The following is a 14,429-nucleotide window of genomic DNA, read 5'->3' as shown; positions in this document are numbered from 1 at the left end:
CTGTCCTTTGGTTGGTGGCCCGCGCCGGGCGGGCGCGGGCCTAGTGGCTACAAGCGGGCGTACTTGGCGCGGGCAGCCTGCAAAGCGGCACCGGCGGGGCTGGCATAGTAGGCGGCGGCAGCGGCGGCATAAGCGGCCTGGGCCTCACGGCAGCGAAGGATGGCAGCGCGCAACTGCGCAAAGCGGCCCGGCTGGTGGCTATACACCTCACGCAAGGCGTATTTGGCGGCGCGGGCATCAAACAGCGCTGAATGGGTGCGGGCTAGTGCGGCGGAGGCAGCTACCGAAACCGGCGAAACGGGAGCTGGCACAGGCTGCGGGGCTACCTGGGGCCGGGGCGGATATTTAGCCTCCAGCCGGGCAAGGGTAGCGCACAACGCAGCCCACTTGGCAGCAGCCGCACCCACTACGGGCGCGGCTGGGGCAAGGGCTAGGCTAGGCATGAGCGAGGATGCCGGCAAACTCATCTTCCGCCTTCATTACCTCCCACACGGCCACGAAGGCGTAGCCGGGATATGCGGCGCGCATGGAGCGAAACGCCTCACGTAGCGCGTGAAACGGGCACTTGCCAGTGCCTTTGAAGTCCGGGCGGGGCTGCCCTTCGGCAGGCTGCTGGGCCAGCTTGAGGCTGATATACCAAGAGGTGCCGCCCTGGTCGTAAGTGGCGGCGGACTGCGAAACCCAAATGCCGGCGAACGGGCAGAGGGCGGGGCCTTTCCAGGCGGCAGCAGCGAGCTGCAAAAGTTGGTTGGGTTGCATGGCTGTATGAGTTAGCCGTGGGGTGCCCGCGCCGTAGGCCTCCGGGTGGGCGAGTAGCTAGGTCCTTCCCGACTACCAAACAAAGATACAACTAAAAGCGACATAAACAAACTAAAGTTTTATAATAGATACTATGACAGCAACTAATTTTTACGTATCTTTAAGTATGGAAAAATACAAAAACAAGGCCGTAGCAGTGGTAGGCAGCCGGGGCGTGAAAAACTGCGCAGCCCTGGCGCGGCGACTGGCCGAACTGGAGCCGGCGGAGGTGGTGAGTGGTGGCGCGGCCGGCGTAGACGCCCTGGCGGCAACCTGGGCACGGGCCAACGGGGTGCCGCTGGTGGAACTGCGGCCCGACTATGCCACCCACGGCCCCACAGCAGCTACCCACGTGCGCAACGCCGAGATAGTGAAGCGGGCCGCGCTGGTGCTGGTGGTATGGGACGGACGCAGCAAGGGCACGCTGAGCACGCTGCGGGCGGCGCGGCGGCTGGGGCGGACCTATGAGCTGCTACCCCTGGACTGAGGCGGCACTAGGCGGGCCAGCTGGCGCTAGGCGGACACCAGACCAAACACCCTGGATGCCTTGGCCAGGGGTTTGGGGCCGGCCTTTAGGCCCCAATGAGCCGGCCCGAAGGGCACCTTATGAGGGTGTAGCGGCCTTTTTCAGACTGCGGAACCCGAGGCAGATGACCGGGCTTTGTGAGCCTGGGCATGGTAGCGGGGGCTTGGGGTACTCCCCATGAAACTCTCCGCGAAGCGGGCCTTGCTTCTGCCTGCGTGGCTTGAACGCAAGCTTTACTCGTGGGCGGCGGGCTTTTGCGGTCCGCAACCTAATAAAGAGGGTGGCAACGGGCGGCGTGGGGCCTTTTTCCTGGCCCTGCGCGGCACGGTGGCAGTGCGGTGGGCTAGCGGTGGGGCGGTGGGCCGACCAGCGGGAGGCTGGCCGCTTGGGTGAGCTGGCGTATGGAGTAGCTGCTGAAGTATCGTGGGGCCGCGGCCTGATGCACCGGGTGGGCCGTGCTTGGGCTGGGCGGCAGGCGGCGGTGCCCTGTAGCGGTTGAATCGAGGCGGTGGGCAGAGCCGGGCGAATGGAGCGCAGTGGGCGCAGCAGAGCGAAGCCGACGGAGCGGAATTGAGCCGGGCGGGTGTGGTGGGTTGGTGGTAGCGGAGGCTGGCCGAACGAAGCGACCGGAGCCATAGCAAGCGCAGTGAGCGAATGAGTGGAGGCACGGAACGAAGGAGGGAACGTAGCGCCGCGTTGGCGAAGGGAGTGGAGAGAGGCGGGCCGGAGCGTGGAACGATGTTGCGCTGGGCAGCTACTGAATCGGCGGAATGCGGCAAGGATGGGAAGGGCGCGACCAACGGGAGCGGTGCGCAGCACGGAAGCGAAGCGGACCCCTGGACAGCCTGGCCCCGGCCCGTAGCGGAGCGAAGGGCTGGGGAGCCGCACAACTGCTGGGAATCAAAACACCTGCCTCTTGCCTACTCAATAAAATACAATTAAATGAAATACACCAACCCTTGGGCTTATGCAACCAAAATTGATTAAAGTATGTAGATTTGCAATGTCAATAGTGACTAACAACTTTTTTAGACATTTCAGCTATGTTCAGCAGCACGAAAGCCGGGCATCTGGCCCAAATCGGCGCAACGGCTCTGCTCGGTCAGGTAGCCAGCCATGAGCTTGTTCCGCCCGACCCTACGAAAATCGAGAACTACGGGCACTTGATAATTCAGGCCTTGGTGGCCATCGTCACGATTTGGGCGACGGTGCGCAAGGCCCTGCAGCGGCCCGAAGAAGTGGTGAAGGTGCCAGCGGAAGCCTTGCCGACCGCCAATAACTCAGTCGGTAGCGAACGAAGCAATGGCAGCGAGCTTGAGTAGCAAGACGACTGAATTGCCAGTTGCTAAACCAAAGCCGGTGAGGGCCGCGCCGCAGCTGAGCGGGGTTCAACAGCGCATTCAGACGGCCCGGCTAGCGCAGGCGGTGCCAAGCCTGGGCGCGGCCTATGCGCGCGCGCTGGCTCGGTGGGTGGGTGACCCGGTGTTGCGACTGACTGGGCTACCCATCATTACGGAGTGCTACCGGTCGCCGGAGAGGCAGGATGAACTGTATGCGCAGGGCCGGAGCAAGCCGGGGCCGGTGGTGACCTACAAGCGCGGCGGCGAATCGAGGCATAACCAGCTACCCGCGCCGGCTCTGGACGTAGCGTTTCTACTGCCGGATGGGGAATTTTCGTGGTCGGGGCTGCTGCTGAGCAAGTTTGCGCGGCTGATGAAAGCGGCTGATGCGCGGGTGCATTGGGGTGGCGACTGGCCAAGGTTCAAAGACAGGCCGCATTTCGAGGTGTAGGGTGAAAACGAAACGAGCGGGCCTGATGGTCCGCTCGTTTTGGTTTAGGAGGCAGGCTTCAGGCGTTGGCAGAGCAGCTGCTGTTTGAACCCGTTATAAAATTTAGTTACCGTTCTATCAACCTCTTACATTTAAAATAAACAATTTCTTTAGCACACTGTAAACTAAATTAGTTAGCAAGACCGTATAATTGCACCTGTTAACCAAAAGAAATTGCTTGAGCCGCAATTTTAGTTTCTGTATGAACCACATAACCATCCTCGGTTCGGCCTATTCTCTGCTTTCAGCGCCTCCCTGCCGCTGGTTGGTATGCCACTGCCCTGCGGCTTTCCATCACCGGCTTCTGGCTATGAGTTTGAGTTGACTGATTTGAACCAGCTGATGCTTCTGCAACCGGACGCCTCTTTTCTGGCAGGAGCAATGAGACGGAGAGCCCAATAACCCCCAAACACCACTTTATAATCACTGGCCTTCATTTGCTGCCCTGTTGCCGAAACGGGGATGGATACCCTTATGCCTTTTCCCTCCTGCTAAGGAGAAGCGTGATAAGTAAGAAATATGCGCAAAGCGGACAATTAGCACCCACTTATTCTACTGTACTGCAATGGGAAACACAACCTTTGTTCTCGGGGCGCTCATAGCGGAGCGGCCGGGGCTGGAGCGAGAAATCGAGATTTCACGGCCGGATGAAGCCGCCCCGTGGCGGTTGGCGCTGCCCGCCCTGCTCGACCAGCGGCCGGTGACGGCGGCCCTAGTGAAGTACGTGGCGACGCGCTACTTCGAGGAGGCCTATGATGACGCGAAGCGGGTAGGCTGGCTGGGCGTCGTGGCGGTGGTGTGGGTGGCGTTGGCGCGGGCGAATGACGAGGGATTTATGCAATGGAATGGGCAATTGGTGGCGTGAAGCCTCGTGCAGCTGTTACCCGACTTTTTACTTACTAAACCTGTTTTATGAAGACCCCACGAAAGAAAGCCGCAACGCAAACCCCACGGCATAAGCAGTACCTCACGCCCCCGGCGCACCTGCCGGGTAGTCCAGCGCAATACGAGAGCCGGCGCGGCTTTACGCGGCGGCTGCACAACCGGCGCATTAGCGTCATCACCACGCCGACGGGCGGTTATCAGATTCACTTGGCGCTTGCGTTGCAGCCGGGCCAAGCGGACGAGATGCGCCGGCAGGGGCACCACGACACCATCGGAGACTATATACTGCGGGACCGGGTGCGGTATTCGGTGGTCACGCTGTCAGCCGAAGCATTTGAGGCGGCGGCGTGGTGCTGGGAGCAGCTGAAGGAGCGGCAGCGGAAGCGGGCATAGCACAACAAGCTCAATCTATGGGATAAGAAGTCTAACCTAGAATTACTCGCTTGAATTAGCTTCTTCGCTTGGGGCGACCGGAGTTAATGGGAAGCTAACTACGCGGAGTAAGGCGCAAAAAACGAGTAGGGCGCTCTCGAAAGAGTATTGACCGGGCAGCCTATAATAGCCGTGGGCAATGTTGTTGCGCAGGTTTTGACTGACCGGAGTGAAGACAAACCGAAAAAACTGCGCCTCGCTTTCGGTGAGCATTTCTGCTTTTTCGAGGTTGTTCAGCAAGTCATCGAAAAACACTTCGTGCAAACCAGCTTTGCTGCCGGTGGCAACGGTAGCGTTGCCGGTAAGTTGCAGCAACTCGCGCATAAGGGCTTCAATCTTCGGCACCAGCGAATCTAGGCAGAGTACGAAGGAAACTTGCTGTTCTTCGCCGGCAAGAGCCAAGTCGAGCTGCTTGAAAAACTCACCACAGGCAGGTAGCAGTAAGGGCAGCCAATTGTAGGTAAACTCGTTGCCTTGTAGGTCTTGAGCTTTTATCGGCTGTGCAACCCAACTGCGCTGAGTCAAAAAATCTTGGAAGTTGGCGAAGGTGAGCTTGCCAGCTTTTACACCCTCTATAAGAATCGAATGCAGGTAGTATAGACGAAAGGTGATGGCGCTTTGGTAAGCTATTCTCAGTTTTTCGGGATGGGGCTGGCCCTCACTAGCTTCTGCTCCGTGTTGAAAATTCTTGTTTACATCAATATGCATCACCGAGAATAATTCGGTGAAAAGCGACTTAAGGTTTGTGGCGTTGACCTTCGTTGCAGCGAAGTCAGGAATAGCGTCGGGAGCCATGCCGAACCACTCAAAAATATCTACTGGGTCGAGGGCTAGCAACTCGGCAGTTTTACGTTTGATGTCCTCGTTCAGTAGTTGCTCTTGTTCGGGGTCGAGGCGACTTGAGTGGGCACCCAAGCGAATCTTGTCTTTCAAGGCTTGGGCCTTTTGCAGGGCTGCCTGCTCAGCGGCTTCGTCGCCGGCCAACTGGTAGGAGCGGGCTGCATCAGCGTAGAACTTGCTAGGCACTAGATTGGAATCATCGTTAAGGCGCTTTTCGCCCTGGGCTTCATTAGCCTGGCCTTGTCTGTGGTGCCATTCGCGCACGTCCTGGCCGCCACCTTGGGCTATTTTTGCTGCCAGCTGGGCCAGAAGAAGGCAAGAATAGGCATCGCCAGCAGTAAGGTGTTCGGTGTAGAGAGAACGGGTGGACTCGAGAATATCGGCGGTGGCGGGGCGAAACAGTTTACCATGTTCGGCAATAAAGCGAAGGAGGGCGGGACGACTTTGGCGCTCGAAAGGCACTCGGCCAGCATAGCGGTCGAGCACGGCAGCACGCACAGCATCATGCTGATACTTGAATTCAGTGGCTAGTGCGCAGAGCTGGCGAATTATGTCGAGGCAGTCGCGGCGGCCGGCTTTGGTGCTGGTACAGTCGGCGCTGGAGAGGGCCGTAAGCAGGCTGTCTAGGCTGGCACGGGGGCGGTCCTGGCGCTTGTAGGGAGCAGGAGCATTCCACAGCAGCAGGCCATAGCGGGCTTTAAGGTAGAGATTGGGGGTTTGGTCGAAGCGCTGTTGGTAATAGTCGTAGGGTGGCGGGGTGAGGTCAGCGGGCAGTGGAGAGCCAACCGTTTCGCCCTGGTCAGTGGTGGCTTCGAACTCGCGGCGGGCGGTGGTGCCTTCAAACCAGACCCCTAACGCTACCAGTTCGGCCTGCACTAGGTGAGCCAACTCGGCCGGAAAAGTGGCAGCCTTTAACTGCGCGTCAAGGGCACGGTCGTGGGTACGCGGGTTCCAATTGTGGCAATTGGTGTCTAGAAACTGCGCTAGGTCGGCGGCGGTAGAGAAGGCCGTGGGCGTAATGGGCTGAGGGTCCATACAAGAGATGTAGAATGAGGCAACGAATTTGGCCGCAAGGACATGAAGGCACGAAAAGCATTGACAACCTAGAGACTTTGTGCTTTGGGTGCAATTTAATTAACGTGCTGTCAGTGGCTACCTGGCAGCGGCTTGGTTAAAGTCAAAAATCGGTTAAGTTGAGCAAGCCTGTATGAGTAAAAAGGATTCTTAAAACACGACGGGCAGGCCATGGCTCGGGCAAGTTGATTGTAGTACAACTAGGTACGTTAGCAAAGGGGTGATTTTAGTAGATTATTTTCAGGAGTTAGCCAACTTTATTTGCTCACAACATTAGTTTTAGCATGGGCTTAGGGTGGCTTTCTGTTACCTTAGCATAAAAAACACTGCTATGTTATTGGACCGGCTTATATTCCAAGGTCACGATACTTTCATCTGCCGAAACAACTGGCTGAAGAAAGGCTACGACTTCATTCAGGCCGGGGGCAGCTTCACCGACGAAGACGCGGTGGTTAAGCTCGGAGTCGGGAAAAACATGGTCACGGCTATTCGCTATTGGCTGCGGGCGTTCGGAATGACCGACGAAAGCGACACGCCCAAGAAAGTAGCTCACGAGCTGCTTAGCAAAGACGGATTTGACCCTTACATTGAGGATAACGCTACCCTTTGGTACCTGCACTATTTGCTAGTACGCACGGGCCGGGCCTCCCTCTACCATTACGTCTTCAACGAGCTACGCAAGGAAGGCTTCTCATTCAGCCGGACGCAGCTGGAACACTTCATCAACCGCAAGTGCGCCGAGCGCAACAGCCCGGTAAATGAAAATACCCTGGACTCTGATATCACGGTGTTCGTGCGGTCCTACGCCCCCTCGGGCAAGGAATCGGGGAAGGTGGATATTGAGGAGGAATCAACGGGCTTGTTGCAGGACTTGGGTTTGCTTGTAGTGAGTAAGAATGATGGCATCCGCTACAGCATCGAGAACCTGGAGCGGCCCGAATTGCCCTGGCAGGTCGTGCTGCGGGTAATCCTGGAAAATGAGGCATATGGTGAAAGCATCAGCTTCACCGACCTCGAAGTTGCGCCTGACTCACCTGGGCTGGTTTTTGCCCTGAACGAGAAAGGGCTGTTTTACAAGATTGAGGAAATGATGGCATACTACCCAAATGCCATCGTCTATTCGAGCACGGCGGGCAACCGAGTGCTGACTGTTAAAAAAGACCAAATCAACCTCGCTGAGGTGTTAGAAGAATATTATGGCCAGACCGTTTAGCCCTTCCGTCAACATCGTCCGCGATGCCACACAGGAGTTATCGTATCTGCCCACACCCAACGCCAAAACGGTATTTGGGCAGCTCATCAACAACTACCTTTCGGGCATCCACTGCTTCAACATCGTGGGTGCCTACGGGACGGGTAAATCAGCTTTTCTGTGGGCTTTCCAGCAGACGCTGAACAAGCAGCACGAATACTTCAAGCTGGAAGCGGGCTTTAAAAATGTCAAGGGGTTCCACTTTGAGCATTTTGTGGGGCAGTATGCTTCGCTGAAGCAAACCCTGGCGCAGCACTATGCACCAGGGGCTACGGCTGACACGCCTACTTCTACTATTATTGCCGCGCTCGATGAGGAATATCGCCGCTTAGCCAAAAAGAAGTTGGCGCTGGTGCTGGTGGTGGATGAGTTCGGCAAGTTTCTGGAATACGCTGCGAAGGAAAACCCCGAGGAGGAGCTTTACTTCATTCAGGAGCTGGCGGAGTACATCAACGACTCGCGCAAGGACATTCTGTTGCTCACGACCGTTCACCAAGACGTTAGCGCCTACGCGCTGGAACTGACGCGCACCCAACGCCAGGAATGGGAGAAGGTGAAGGGCCGGCTGAAAGAACTGACGTTTAACGAGCCAGTGGAGCAGCTGCTGTTTCTGGCGGCTCAGCAGCTCGGGACCACGCAGCAGGACACGGCCCCGAATGCCCCCACGAATAGCCGATTGTTTGAGGCCATTGCAAAGGCTCAGGCGTTCCCCTTGCGTGACTACTTCTCGCCGGAAATGCAGCAACAGCTGTGGCCGATGGATTTGCTGTCGGCGGCGGTATTGGTGCAGGCTTTACAGCGGTATGGGCAAAACGAGCGTTCCTTATTTACCTTCCTCCGCTCGAATGACTACCTGGGCTTACAGCAACACGCAGCCCGCGGCACCTACTTCAGCCTGAGCCGAGTGTATGACTACCTCAGCTTCCACTACTACTCCCTACTCACGTCGAAGTACAACCCCCATTTTGCGCAGTGGGCCATCATCCGGTCCACACTGGAGCAACTGGAAAAGCACATTGGTGAGCCCGCCGAACTCGAAACGGCTAACCAGCTGGTGAAGACTATCGGGATGCTGTCCATTTTCGCGCCGGCTGGGGCTGAACTCAGCGCCGAGTTTTTAGAAACCTACGCGCAAACTAGCTTGGCCGTACCTACGATTGCGCCAGTGCTGCAAGTATTGGAGCAGCAAAAGCTAATTCGCTTTGTGCCTCATAAGAACAGCTACATTCTGTTCGAGGGCACCGACCTTGATATTGAGCTGGCTATTGATGAAGCTGGCAACTTAGTAGAGCAGATTACAGATGTTGCCACACGGCTACAGGAGTTTTTCAGCTTCCCGTACATCGCCGCTAAGCAAGTATCTTTTGAAAAGGGTACTCCACGCATCTTCAAGGTGTGGATGACGGAAGAGCCGCTTTTAGACGAGCCCAAGGGAGAAGTAGATGGGTTTGTTAACCTGATTTTCTCGGACACGCTCACGCTTGACAAACTAAAGCAGACGGTAGGCACGCGGCAAGATGCTGTGCTGTATGGCATCTATGAGCGGTCGGGTGAGATTAAGAAGCTGATTCGTGAGATTGATAAGGTGCGCAAGGTGCGCGATGAAAACCTGAACGACAAAGTAGCGAAGCGCGAACTGAACGGCATTTTAGAGCACCAGAAGTCCCTGCTTCGGCACTACGTAATTGACAGCTTATACGCTCAGGACGGGGCAATTACATGGTTTACGACTGGACCAGTACAACTCAAATTCAAAGGCCGACGCGCATTCAACCGCTGTCTTTCAAACCTAGCAGAACACGTTTACACCGCTACGCCTACCTATCGCAGCGAACTAGTAAACAAGACTAAACTATCATCCCCTATCGCAACGGCCCGCAAGAATTTCATGCGGGCGCTGTTTGAAAATTGGCAGTACCCCGACCTAGGATTTCCAGCGAAGAACTTTCCGCCTGAAAAGACTATCTATCTCTCGTTGCTGAAGGAGACGGGGATGCACCAGATTGTTAATGGTGAGTACACGTTAACTCCTCCTACTGATGCTTCATTCCAAGCACTGTGGCAGGTAGGCGAAGAGTTTTTGCAACGGTCACAGGAAGGACCTCTGAAGATTTCAGAGTTGATGCAAACGCTGCTACGCAAGCCGCTAAAGCTAAAGCAAGGCTTTGTAGACTTCTGGGTACCGCTGTTTCTGTTCATGAAGCGCCACGAGTTTGCGCTATATGGTGAACAAGGCAAGTACATTCCGGAACTAGGCTTGGAAGTAGTCGACCTTTTTACGAAGAGTCCGACCCTGTACACGGTTAAGGCATTTGCGCTGCTGCCCGAAAAGCTGGCACTGTTCAATGACTACCGGGAGCTGTTGCAACTAGGCGCAACTGAACGGGTATCAAATGCTGCTTTCATTGAGTCGATTAAGCCGTTCCTGACCTTCTATAAGCAGCTGACTGCCTATGCGCAGCATACCCGCAACCTGCCAGTAGCAACGCAACGCCTGCGCGAGAGCATATCTAAAGCGAAGGACCCGGAAGCCGCTTTCTTCGAGAAATTTCCTGGAGCACTAGGTTTCAACTTACCTGAGTTGCAGCGCGACGCGGCCACGCGGGAGCGGTATGTGAAAACGCTACAGGAAAACATTGCTCGGCTGCGCCAAGCGTACCCGGCTTTGTTAACTCGTCTGGACGCGTTTATCAGCAGCCAGGTAGTGGGTAAAACAGTCGACTTCGACCACTACAAACGGCGGCTTCAAGAGCGTTTCAAGGGGTTGGAAAAGCACCGAGTGCCGGCAGACTTGCGCGTGTTCCAGGACCGAGTAACGTCGAAACTGGACGACCGGGAATCGTGGCTCAACTCAATGTCAACCTGTGTGCTTGGCAAGACACTAACCAGCTTTGAAGATGCCGACGAACGCAGATTCCAAGATGAGTTTCAGCAGCGCATCCATGAGCTAGATAATCTGTGCGAGTTGGCGAAAGCCAACCCTGACTCTGACACAGAAGATATTTTTCGATTGGGTATTGCGGCATTCGGAAAGAAGGAGCAAACCCGCATCATTCGGCGGCCGAAACAGCTCAGCGCTGCAGATGTGGCCGTAGAGAATGAAATCCGGGCGCTGCTAGGCGCAGACAAAGCCCGTAGCCTCGCAATCCTGGCCCGCCTGTTACAGGAGCAACTATAATAGCATGACTAAGCCCACACGGCATCTACTCGGCATTTCCGGCGGCAAAGACAGCGCAGCGCTGGCCATCTACCTGCGCCACAAACACCCGGAGCTGCAGCTTGAATATTACTTCTGCGACACGGGTAAGGAGCTACCAGAAACGTACACACTGATTAGCAACCTGGAAAACTACCTGGGGCAGAAGGTAACGCGCCTGGAAGCCGCAGAGGAAAGCCCGGAAGATTCGTTCGACCACTTCGTAAAAGTGTACGGCGGCTACCTGCCTTCGTCAAGTGCCCGTTGGTGTACCAAAAAGCTGAAGCTGGAGCCATTTGAGAAGTTTGTGGGCAACGACCCCGTAGTATCTTATGTGGGCATCCGCGGCGATGAGGACCGGGAAGGTTATATCTCGCGCAAATCTAATATTCAGTCCATTTTTCCCTTTCGGCGCAACATCTGGAGCGAAGACGTGGTGCAAAAGGTGCTGCAGAACGATGCCATAGCGCGGCTGCGCGGGCTGTATGAGGAGTTGAGCGAACCCGCGCAGCTGGCGCGGGTGGTGGCCTTGGCCGAAACGCCACTGTCGCGGGGATTCACGCAGGCGCAAAAGCTCAATGCGCTACTCGATGCCGACACGCGCCTGTTTAACAAGGTAGTGTTTGGGATGCTGCGGGGTACTGGCTATCCTCTGGCTGAAGCATCTGATTTTTCGTTGCTCGACAACGACGACAATCTTATTCGGGCCGACATCTTCCGGCTGCTGCGCGAAAGCGGGGTGGGCGTACCGGCCTATTATGAGAAAATCACATTTGAGGTAGACGGGCAAAAGGGTGAGTACGCCCGTAGTCGCTCGGGCTGCTTTTTCTGCTTCTTTCAGCAAAAGATTGAATGGGTCTGGCTTTATGAGCAACACCCGGAACTGTTCGAGCGGGCCCTTGCCTACGAGCGAGACGGGTACACCTGGATGGAGGAGTCGCTGACTGACTTAATCAAGCCGGCGCGGCTGCGTCAAATCAAGCTTGATGCTATCGGCAAGCAGCGCAAAGCGAAGGGGCCTGCAAGCCCTTACTTGCTGGATATTCTGGATGATGAGGAAGAAGTAGGCTGCGCCTCCTGCTTCATCTAGTCTACCCTACCTTGTCATTCCAAAATCTACCTATTTGTGCTGACCGATATTATATTCCCGATTGACGAAGAATATCGGTCAGGCACGGATGATGAACCTTTTGCTTTCTTTCTAGAAGGATTTGTGGAGAGCAAACGGGCAGACCTTTTGCTCGGCTATTTCAGTTCGTCAGCCATCAATGTTCTGTCCCTCGGTTTTGCCAAGTTCATCAGCAATGGTGGTCGAGTTAGGCTGATAATTAACAATGTTCTCTCGTCCAAGGACAAAGCAACGATACTAAAAGGCCTCGATGCGGAAGAGGACGATAACCGCTTCACACTTGAAGACTACTACGGCATAAAAGATGCCCTAGACAGTTACGGACACCATTTTTTTGATTGCATCGCCTGGTTAATAGCACAAAAGCGGATAGAAATCAGAGCAATCAAACCAATAGGTCGACGAGGAATTGCACACTATAAATCGGGCATCTTCTATGATGGCACCAATAAAGTGCGATTTAAAGGCTCGTGCAATTTCACTGCTTCGGGTTTGATGGAAAACCTAGAAGAGCTTGACCTAAAGCTATCCTGGCATTACAAAGGAGATGCTTTTCTAAGGCACGAGCGTGATTATAACCAGATTTTTGAAGGCAAGTCAGACTTTGCTGCGCTCATTCCATTTGAAGAAATTGAAGAGGCCATTGTGCAAGAATATGGCGGCAAGGATTTGGACGAGCTACTAGTAAATGAGCAACACCTATTAGCTCAAAAGGCCAAACTGAAGCATAGCGAAGCAACGCGGCGAGTATTGGAAACGATTATGCAAAAGATAGAAGCGTACCGTGCCTCCCCTCGTTTCCCTTTCGATGGAGAGCCGCGGCAGTATCAGGAAGATGCCTACCAAAACTGGGTTACCAATGGGCACCACGGCATTTTTGCAATGGCCACGGGCACGGGCAAAACTATAACCGCGCTCAATTGCGTGTTACACGAGTACGCCGCAAGCCAGCAGTATCAGGTAATCATCTTGGTGCCTACTACCATACTGGTGGAGCAATGGGAAAAGGAAGCCAAGAAATTCAACTTTAAAATAGTTATCAAGGCGTCGTCCCGGAATCCTGGTTGGAAGAATGAACTAAGCGAAATCAGGAATAGACAGCTGGCGGGAGTGCCGTCTTCTTATGTCATTGTGTCGACTTACCGGACGTTTGCCAATCCCGAGTTTCAGGCATTCGTAAGTTCAGTTGGCGAAACGGCAATTTTAGTAGCAGATGAGGCTCACAACGTCGGGGCACCGAGCGTAGCCGCAAATTTTGCGCAGCTTAAAATCCAGAAGCTGATTGGGCTTTCAGCTACACCAAAGCGCCTGTATGATGAGGACGGGTCGGGCAAAATGGAATTGTTCTTCCACGATAAAGCCCCCTATACATACAGCTTTACAATGGAGAGGGCCATTGAAGAGGGCATACTATGTAAGTATTATTACTACCCACGGGTAGTAGAGCTTACGCCGGAAGAAATGGTGGAGTACACCGAGATATCGGCCAAGTTGGCTTCACTTCATGACCGGGCGACCAAGGATGCTTCGGCGCAAAGCAATTACGAGAGGCTGCTCATGCAACGGAAGCGCATCATCCACAAAGCGACCAACAAGCTGAAGATATTTGAGGAAATCCTTGAACAAGTAAAAGCTTCCGAAACGGGTCTTAAGTACATGCTGGTATACGCCCCGGAAGGGTATTATGAGGATGACGAAATAGCCACTGAGTCCTATCCAGATGTTGAGGATGCTAGCCGGATAATCAGCTACTATTCCAACGCGGTGCGGCAAGTTTCGCCCACTACTCACGTCGCGCAATACATCAGTGATTCAGCGAACAAGGACCACATCCTGAAAAGCTTTGAGGATGGAGAGATTGATGTGTTGCTCTCCATGAAGTGCTTGGATGAAGGAGTTGACATTCCACGCACAGAGCAAGCCATTTTTTGCTCTAGCACGGGCAACCCACGGCAATTCATCCAGCGTCGGGGCCGCATTTTGCGCCGACACGCCGACAAACGTTTTGCGAAGATTCACGACCTGGTTGTAGTGCCGAGCACTGTACCGACAGGCTCAACTTTTGACCTGGAGCGGAACATGGTCAGGAAGGAGTTGGAACGGGTAGTAGATTTCGCCTACATGGCACTGAACAAGTACGAAGCTATTGAGGCGGTGCAAAGCGTGTGCCGCCGCTACGGCATTAACCCTGATACCCTGGACCCTTATTCTCCTAACACCAATGAGTAGCATCGCAACCCTCAAAGCATTTCTACAGGACGAAATTATCCGAGAAGAGTACGGAATTACTGACGCCGACGTGGCAGGCGCGTCTATGACGGGCAACACGCACGAAGCGAATATGATGATAGTTCTGCTGCGCGAGATGGTCAATCAGCACACTGACCGGAATTCGTCTAAATCAATTGCTACTCGTCTTAACACGGTGCTTACCAGCCGGCTGTAATCTATGCGCGTCCTTAACATC

15 protein-coding genes are annotated in these 14,429 nt (G+C 54.8%); 11 read left to right on the top strand and 4 right to left on the bottom strand.

The window, feature by feature from the left end; all coding sequences use genetic code 11:
• Positions 1–47: 47 nt before the first annotated feature.
• Complete coding sequence (locus tag VF639_RS02375; RefSeq protein ID WP_331144278.1) at positions 48–443, bottom strand: hypothetical protein; 396 nt, start codon at positions 441–443, stop codon at positions 48–50.
• Entirely contained in the window at positions 436–759 is a 324-nt protein-coding gene (locus VF639_RS02370; protein WP_331144277.1) for a hypothetical protein, read from the bottom strand. Before VF639_RS02370 ends, VF639_RS02375 begins: the two co-directional genes overlap by 8 nt.
• Positions 760–925: 166 nt before the next feature.
• On the opposite strand from VF639_RS02370, the gene VF639_RS02365 reads away from it, so the two are divergent.
• Complete coding sequence (locus VF639_RS02365; protein WP_331144276.1) at positions 926–1,285, top strand: SLOG family protein; 360 nt, start codon at positions 926–928, stop codon at positions 1,283–1,285.
• A 272-nt stretch (positions 1,286–1,557) separates the two neighbouring features.
• On the opposite strand, the gene VF639_RS02360 is transcribed toward VF639_RS02365, so the two are convergent.
• Positions 1,558–2,103, bottom strand: coding sequence for a hypothetical protein (locus VF639_RS02360; RefSeq protein WP_331144275.1), 546 nt, complete (start codon positions 2,101–2,103; stop codon positions 1,558–1,560).
• A 264-nt stretch (positions 2,104–2,367) separates the two neighbouring features.
• Between VF639_RS02360 and VF639_RS02355 the strand changes: the two genes are divergently transcribed.
• The 4 genes from VF639_RS02355 (at position 2,368) to VF639_RS02340 (ending at position 4,432) form a co-directional block, all read left to right on the top strand.
• Positions 2,368–2,646: a hypothetical protein gene (locus VF639_RS02355; RefSeq protein WP_331144274.1), complete on the top strand. Its 279-nt coding sequence runs from the start codon at positions 2,368–2,370 to the stop codon at positions 2,644–2,646.
• 13 nt (positions 2,647–2,659) lie between these two features.
• Positions 2,660–3,115, top strand: coding sequence for a M15 family metallopeptidase (locus VF639_RS02350; protein WP_331144273.1), 456 nt, complete (start codon positions 2,660–2,662; stop codon positions 3,113–3,115).
• Positions 3,116–3,719: 604 nt separating this feature from the next.
• Complete coding sequence (locus VF639_RS02345) at positions 3,720–4,019, top strand: hypothetical protein (protein ID WP_331144272.1); 300 nt, start codon at positions 3,720–3,722, stop codon at positions 4,017–4,019.
• Positions 4,020–4,066: 47 nt separating this feature from the next.
• Positions 4,067–4,432, top strand: coding sequence for a hypothetical protein (locus VF639_RS02340; protein ID WP_331144271.1), 366 nt, complete (start codon positions 4,067–4,069; stop codon positions 4,430–4,432).
• A gap of 42 nt (positions 4,433–4,474) precedes the next feature.
• Here VF639_RS02340 and VF639_RS02335 read toward each other — a convergent pair whose 3' ends face one another.
• The gene (locus tag VF639_RS02335; RefSeq protein ID WP_331144270.1) at positions 4,475–6,346 is read right to left on the bottom strand and encodes a DUF4209 domain-containing protein; all 1,872 of its coding nucleotides are present in this window, start codon (positions 6,344–6,346) and stop codon (positions 4,475–4,477) included.
• A 14-nt stretch (positions 6,347–6,360) separates the two neighbouring features.
• Here VF639_RS02335 and VF639_RS25320 point away from each other — a divergent pair, with 14 nt between their 5' ends.
• From VF639_RS25320 to VF639_RS02310, 6 genes are all read left to right on the top strand, one after another.
• The gene (locus VF639_RS25320; protein ID WP_414654651.1) at positions 6,361–6,486 is read left to right on the top strand and encodes an HNH endonuclease; all 126 of its coding nucleotides are present in this window, start codon (positions 6,361–6,363) and stop codon (positions 6,484–6,486) included.
• Between the two features lie 230 nt (positions 6,487–6,716).
• Positions 6,717–7,598: a DUF4007 family protein gene (locus VF639_RS02330; RefSeq protein ID WP_331144269.1), complete on the top strand. Its 882-nt coding sequence runs from the start codon at positions 6,717–6,719 to the stop codon at positions 7,596–7,598.
• A complete protein-coding gene (locus VF639_RS02325) occupies positions 7,582–10,815 on the top strand; it encodes a hypothetical protein (RefSeq protein ID WP_331144268.1) in 3,234 nt (1,077 codons plus the stop codon). Before VF639_RS02330 ends, VF639_RS02325 begins: the two co-directional genes overlap by 17 nt.
• A 4-nt stretch (positions 10,816–10,819) precedes the next feature.
• Positions 10,820–11,923, top strand: a complete 1,104-nt coding sequence (locus tag VF639_RS02320; RefSeq protein WP_331144267.1) for a phosphoadenosine phosphosulfate reductase family protein — start codon at positions 10,820–10,822, stop codon at positions 11,921–11,923.
• A 36-nt stretch (positions 11,924–11,959) separates the two neighbouring features.
• Entirely contained in the window at positions 11,960–14,191 is a 2,232-nt protein-coding gene (locus tag VF639_RS02315) for a DEAD/DEAH box helicase family protein (RefSeq protein ID WP_331144266.1), read from the top strand.
• A complete protein-coding gene (locus VF639_RS02310) occupies positions 14,184–14,408 on the top strand; it encodes a hypothetical protein (protein WP_331144265.1) in 225 nt (74 codons plus the stop codon). The genes VF639_RS02315 and VF639_RS02310 overlap by 8 nt, the downstream gene beginning before the upstream one ends.
• Positions 14,409–14,429 lie beyond the last annotated feature (21 nt).

It is taken from the genome of Hymenobacter sp., assembly GCF_036387835.1.
Lineage (GTDB): Bacteria > Bacteroidota > Bacteroidia > Cytophagales > Hymenobacteraceae > Hymenobacter.
The sequence above is the reverse complement of the archived record's forward strand: the minus strand, read 5'-3'. Positions and strand labels throughout refer to the sequence as shown.

What these genes read in the sequence shown, in the direction of transcription:
- VF639_RS02375 (WP_331144278.1), bottom strand. Translation starts at nt 443, where the DNA reads ATGCCTAGCCTAGCCCTTGCCCCAGCCGCGCCCGTAGTGGGTGCGGCT.
- VF639_RS02370 (WP_331144277.1), bottom strand. Translation starts at nt 759, where the DNA reads ATGCAACCCAACCAACTTTTGCAGCTCGCTGCTGCCGCCTGGAAAGGC.
- VF639_RS02365 (WP_331144276.1), top strand. Translation starts at nt 926, where the DNA reads ATGGAAAAATACAAAAACAAGGCCGTAGCAGTGGTAGGCAGCCGGGGC.
- VF639_RS02355 (WP_331144274.1), top strand. Translation starts at nt 2,368, where the DNA reads ATGTTCAGCAGCACGAAAGCCGGGCATCTGGCCCAAATCGGCGCAACG.
- VF639_RS02345 (WP_331144272.1), top strand. Translation starts at nt 3,720, where the DNA reads ATGGGAAACACAACCTTTGTTCTCGGGGCGCTCATAGCGGAGCGGCCG.
- VF639_RS02340 (WP_331144271.1), top strand. Translation starts at nt 4,067, where the DNA reads ATGAAGACCCCACGAAAGAAAGCCGCAACGCAAACCCCACGGCATAAG.
- VF639_RS02335 (WP_331144270.1), bottom strand. Translation starts at nt 6,346, where the DNA reads ATGGACCCTCAGCCCATTACGCCCACGGCCTTCTCTACCGCCGCCGAC.
- VF639_RS25320 (WP_414654651.1), top strand. Translation starts at nt 6,361, where the DNA reads ATGAGGCAACGAATTTGGCCGCAAGGACATGAAGGCACGAAAAGCATT.
- VF639_RS02330 (WP_331144269.1), top strand. Translation starts at nt 6,717, where the DNA reads ATGTTATTGGACCGGCTTATATTCCAAGGTCACGATACTTTCATCTGC.
- VF639_RS02325 (WP_331144268.1), top strand. Translation starts at nt 7,582, where the DNA reads ATGGCCAGACCGTTTAGCCCTTCCGTCAACATCGTCCGCGATGCCACA.
- VF639_RS02320 (WP_331144267.1), top strand. Translation starts at nt 10,820, where the DNA reads ATGACTAAGCCCACACGGCATCTACTCGGCATTTCCGGCGGCAAAGAC.
- VF639_RS02310 (WP_331144265.1), top strand. Translation starts at nt 14,184, where the DNA reads ATGAGTAGCATCGCAACCCTCAAAGCATTTCTACAGGACGAAATTATC.